Here is a 5,058-nt window from a genome sequence, read left to right as displayed (position 1 = left end):
GGACATCTAAGATCAGAGTAAACAAAGCATAAAGCTCAGTAAGGATTTTAATCAGCTAGCATAAGTATTCACAATAAAAAGGGGCTATACTATGGCTACTTATTTGATTGCTTCAATAAAAGTGAAAAATGCTGAAGCTTTTGAAGAATATAAGCGTCAAGTTCCTCATACAATTGCCAAGTATGGCGGACGTTACTTAGTCCGTGGTGGAGAAGGAGAAGTAGTAGAAGGAAATTGGCAAACAAATCGATTGGTTGTCTTAGAATTTCCTGACAAGAATTTATTTAACAACTGGTACAACTCTGAAGATTACAAGAATCTGAAAATATTGCGTAAAACTCATGCTGCGACTGATCTTGTTATAGTCGAGGGGATTTAACTGTGATTAGTCATGATTAATAGTGAATTTTTAATCTTCAACTTCAGGCTTGTGTTTTAAAAAATTAACCACAATTTTTCCAATTTTAAATGACTCTAGGCGTCAATTTATAATTTACAGAGTATGTAAGTTGACAAACCTATTTTGAGTCAAAGCATATCTGTCACTTCTAAGCAATTCTTACTCGACAAGACATAAAAGTAGTAATTCTTCTTTAGTAAAAACTTTACATCATTGCAAAGATATTTTTCTTAAACGAGAATTATTCAACTATTTTTAGTTCCGGGTTAGAAAATACTGATTTTCTGAATTAAGGAGGAACACTAACATGGAAACCAATATCAAAACATTCAAATATATAATCGTTGGTGCTGGACCTGGTGGTCTACAAATGGGATATTTTCTTAAAAAAAATGATCGAGATTACATTATCCTAGAAAAAAATGGTACGGCAGGTTCATTCTTTGCAGAGCAGCCAAGACATAGGAAGCTAATTTCAATAAATAAGAAATATAACTATTTTACGGAAGATGAATTCAACTGGAGACATGATTGGAATTCTCTTCTGAGCGATGACCCTTCGATGAGATTTACTTCCTATACAGAGGAACTTTTTGCAGATGCAGATATCCTTTACCAATATTTACAGGATTTTGCCAACCATTTTAAGCTTAATATTTCCTACAATGTAGCAGTAACAAAGATTAAGAAAGACATTGATGGAGATTTCTTATTACTTACGTCAACTGGGCAAATATACAAGTGTCAAGTCCTTTTATTAGGGCTAGGAGCTGTTGCGCCCATGATTCCCAATGATATTGAGGGAATCGAATTAACAATGGGATACGAAGATCACCCATTGGATATTGAATTATATCGAAATAAGCGAATTGGTATCCTTGGTCAGGGTAACTCAGCATTTGAAACAGCAGAGTATCTCTCAGGTGTTGCAGCATTTGTCCACATTTTGGCTAAACAACCAGTCAAATTTGCATGGGAAACCCATTTTGTTGGCGATGTTAGAGCAGTCAATAACAATATCTTCGATATGTATCAGCTCAAATCTCTTCATGCGGTTCTTAATCCACGCGTGAAGAGAATCAGCAAAATATCTGAGAACACATTGCAGACGAATCATGAGTACGATTATCCTAATGCAAGTATTCCAGGTACATTGAAGTTGACAAGAGAGTACGACTTTATTATTAGATGTACTGGCTGGAAGTGGGTTAATGACAACATTTTTGATGATGAGATCAAACCTCAGACTTGGAAACGAGGCAAGTATGCTCAAATAACGCCGAGTTGGGAGTCTGTTAACGTTTCAAACCTCTTTTTTATAGGGGGCGCTATGCAAGGCAATGATCGCCAAGCGTCGTCCGGCTTTATTCACGGATTCAGATACAACATCAGAACTTTATTTCATCTTTTAGAGGAGAGATTCGAGAGCATTCCATACCCCAGAAAAACCTTTGAGACACTTAACTGGGAAGAGTTCCTGGACTGGATGTACCAACGATTTAGCATTTCCGCAGCACTTTTCCAACTCTACGGTGTTCTATGTGATGTTTTAGTCATCTCTGAGGGCTTAAAGCAAGCAACTTTATATCAAGAATTACCTCTGCAACAAGTACAGCAGCTTAACTTTGGAAATCAGCATGTTTTGATTATGACCTTAGAGTTTGGCTTCGATAAGTTTGATGAGTCTAGTATTACTTTTCTTGGCCCCTCCGATCCGCTTGATACCTCCTGTGCAGCATTTTTACATCCAGTCATACGACATATGCACAAAGGAGTCACTGACGAGTTTCATTTCGGAGATTCTCTTTTAGCTCGATGGGATAGACCTCACGGAACAGGGGGAGCTGTCATGTCTTATCACTATACATTCCAGAAATGGCTCGAAAGTAAACTAGGCTTGAATTTAAATTTACCTGAACCTATAGAAGGTGGCCCCTACCACAAATGGTCAGAGGAAGAGATCAGAAAGTGGCGGGAAAGCAATGCAGTCAATACCTCTTCTGACTCGAACACGTCTTCTCATCCGTGTAAACGACCGATTTAAACAGCTATTTTTTCTTAACTTGTCATCAAGCTTTGTATAGGTGAAACTGTTTCTCAAAAGTTTCCGTACTATCCGACATGCTGTGAATTCATGGATATCCCAGCTTTTAGCGATAGGTCAGTACGTTCGATACTCCTGCCAATATTCAAGTGTGACTAACAAGTGGTCTTCTACACTTAAGTTTAGTTGACCACCTTTTTTTGCACTACACAATTCGGTTTGACTACTGTTACCATCCTTCTATAGGTGGCGATATACGCTCTACATAGCCGTTTGAATTCTAATGATGGCAGGTCTTTTATCTGTGCGTAGCTCATCGCTATTTCTTTTTTGACCTGTATTTTTTCATGCTTACATTATTCGTGCAAGAGGTCTAATGAATAAGAAACATAGAGATGTAGAAGTTGCTATCCGGTCGAGTTCAACTATTGACGACTGTGTAGTACTAGTGCGGGAGACAGAAAAGTTAAGCCAAGAACTAGTTGCTTATGTAGTTCCATCAAATTCATTTACTTCAGAACGACTGTTATCTCATCTGCAAAAAACTCTGCCTGCTGAATTGATACCTATGGCAATTGTGCCAGTTTCCGCTTTGCCGTTGACTGCATCCGGACAGATAGACAAAGCAGCTCTAAATCATCTGGAAATAAAGGACACTGATTTAGTGCAGCGATGGGAAGAGCAAATCCAATCATTATCTGAAGTTGAGCAAGTAGCAGTGGTGGTTCAAGGAGAGATCAAGCACCAGCCATCACTGCGTCTGTCAGACTTGTTACCTGATTGGAAAACTGTCACGGGTGAAGAAAACAACAGTCCAATTAAATCCCAATTGTCCCGTTCAGCTATTAAGCAGGAGTCCATTTCAAATAACCCAGCTATTAATAATGGGGGGGAGCTCAAGCGGGAAAAAAATTCCCCAACAAGCCTTGCAACAGTTCTGCAAAGAGCGGCTCATCAAAGCCCGAAACAAGAACTCATTTATATTCAATCTGATGGCTCTGAGCAAATTCAATCTTATAAGGATTTATTCTTAGATGCTCAACGGATTTTGGCTGGTTTGAGAAAGCTGGGTTTGAAGCCACAAGATAAAGTGATATTTCAAATTGATCGAGGCCAAGATTTCATTCCCGCTTTTTGGGGATGTATCCTAGGTGGCTTTATTCCTGTACCAATTTCGATCGCTCCAACTTATGAGCAGGCAAATAGTACTGTTAACAAATTGCATAATACCTGGCAGATGTTGGAAAGACCAATTATTCTGACTAGCTCAGAATTAGCTGTCAGCATTCGTTCCCTGGCAGAACTGTTAAATATAGAAAATTTTCAAATAGAGACTGTTGATACTTTACGCCAAAATCAACCAGATTCCAACATTCATCAGAGCCAACCAGATGATCTAGCATTGCTACTTCTCACCTCTGGAAGTACTGGTATGCCTAAAGGTGTGATGTTGAGCCATCGCAATTTATTAAGTGCGACGGCTGGTTTAGGGCAGATGAACAAGGTTTCCAGCCAGGATATTACCTTGAATTGGATGCCATTAGATCATGTGGGTGTGATCGTGTTTCTCTTACTGATGCCAATTGAGTTGGGTTGCAAGCAAATCCATATACCCACTGATTTTATTCTGCAACATCCCATTCAATTGCTGGATTTGATTCAACATCATAAAGCTACAATCTCTTGGGCACCTAATTTTGCTTTTTCTTTAATCAATGACCGGTTTTACGAAATTAATCAGCGCTCATGGGATTTATCTTCCATGCGATTGCTGGTTAATGCTGGAGAGCAGATTGTGGCCAAAACGGCACGAACTTTTCTCAAGCTACTTCAGCCACATCATCTGCCATCTAATGCAATTCATCCAGCCTTTGGAATGTCCGAGACTTCCGCAGGGATCACTATGTCTGATGATTTTTCTTTAGAAACGTCATTGGACGATATGTCATTTGTGGAACTTGGTCCCCCGATTCCTGGAGCATCTATCCGCGTCACTGATGATAATAATCAAGTTGTTCCGGAGGGGGTGATTGGCAGATTTCAGGTGAAAGGTCTTTCAGTGACCTCTGGTTACTATCAAAACCCTGAAAGCAATCGTAAGGCTTTTTGTGAGGATGGATGGTTTAATACCGGAGACCTCGGTTATATGCAGTCAGGGCGTATAGTGCTAACTGGTAGAGAGAAGGATGATATTGTTATTAATAGTATAAACTATTACAGTCATGAAATTGAAGCGGTTGTCGAAGAAGTAGAGGGTGTAGAGGTTTCTTACACAACAGCTTGTGCTGTACACACACCTGGCCATAATACTGAGCAATTGGCGATTTTTTTCAGTTCTGTTGTCTCTGACCAGAGCTTATTGAAACAACTGATTAAAAAAATTCGTGGAGCGGTTGTCAAAAATATTGGGGTAAATCCGAATTACATCCTTCCTGTTGAGAAGGAGGTTATTCCTAAAACTGCGATTGGCAAGATTCAGCGATCGCAACTGAGCAAGCGCTTTGAGGCTGGCGAATTTGACAATATAATTCAACAGCTTGGGATCCATTTAGACAATCCCAATTTGCTGCCAGACTGGTTTTACCAAAAGACCTGGCAGCAGAAAGCACCCGTC

At 39.5% G+C, this 5,058-nt stretch carries 3 protein-coding genes; all 3 read left to right on the top strand.

Annotated features, from left to right (window positions below):
• The first annotated feature begins 91 nt into the window (after positions 1-91).
• Positions 92-379, top strand: coding sequence for a DUF1330 domain-containing protein (locus IQ229_RS12565; protein ID WP_194044138.1), 288 nt, complete (start codon positions 92-94; stop codon positions 377-379).
• 328 nt (positions 380-707) lie between these two features.
• Positions 708-2,444 carry an NAD(P)-binding domain-containing protein gene (locus IQ229_RS12560; RefSeq protein ID WP_194044136.1) on the top strand — a complete coding sequence of 579 codons (1,737 nt, stop codon included), beginning with the start codon at positions 708-710 and terminating at the stop codon, positions 2,442-2,444.
• Positions 2,445-2,820: 376 nt separating this feature from the next.
• On the top strand, positions 2,821-5,058 hold a 2,238-nt coding region (locus tag IQ229_RS12555; protein ID WP_194044135.1), incomplete at its 3' end, for an AMP-binding protein.

The organism is Nostoc cf. edaphicum LEGE 07299 (genome assembly GCF_015207245.1).
Classification (GTDB): Bacteria; Cyanobacteriota; Cyanobacteriia; order Cyanobacteriales; family Nostocaceae; genus Nostoc; species Nostoc edaphicum_B.
The sequence above is the reverse complement of the archived record's forward strand: the minus strand, read 5'-3'. Positions and strand labels throughout refer to the sequence as shown.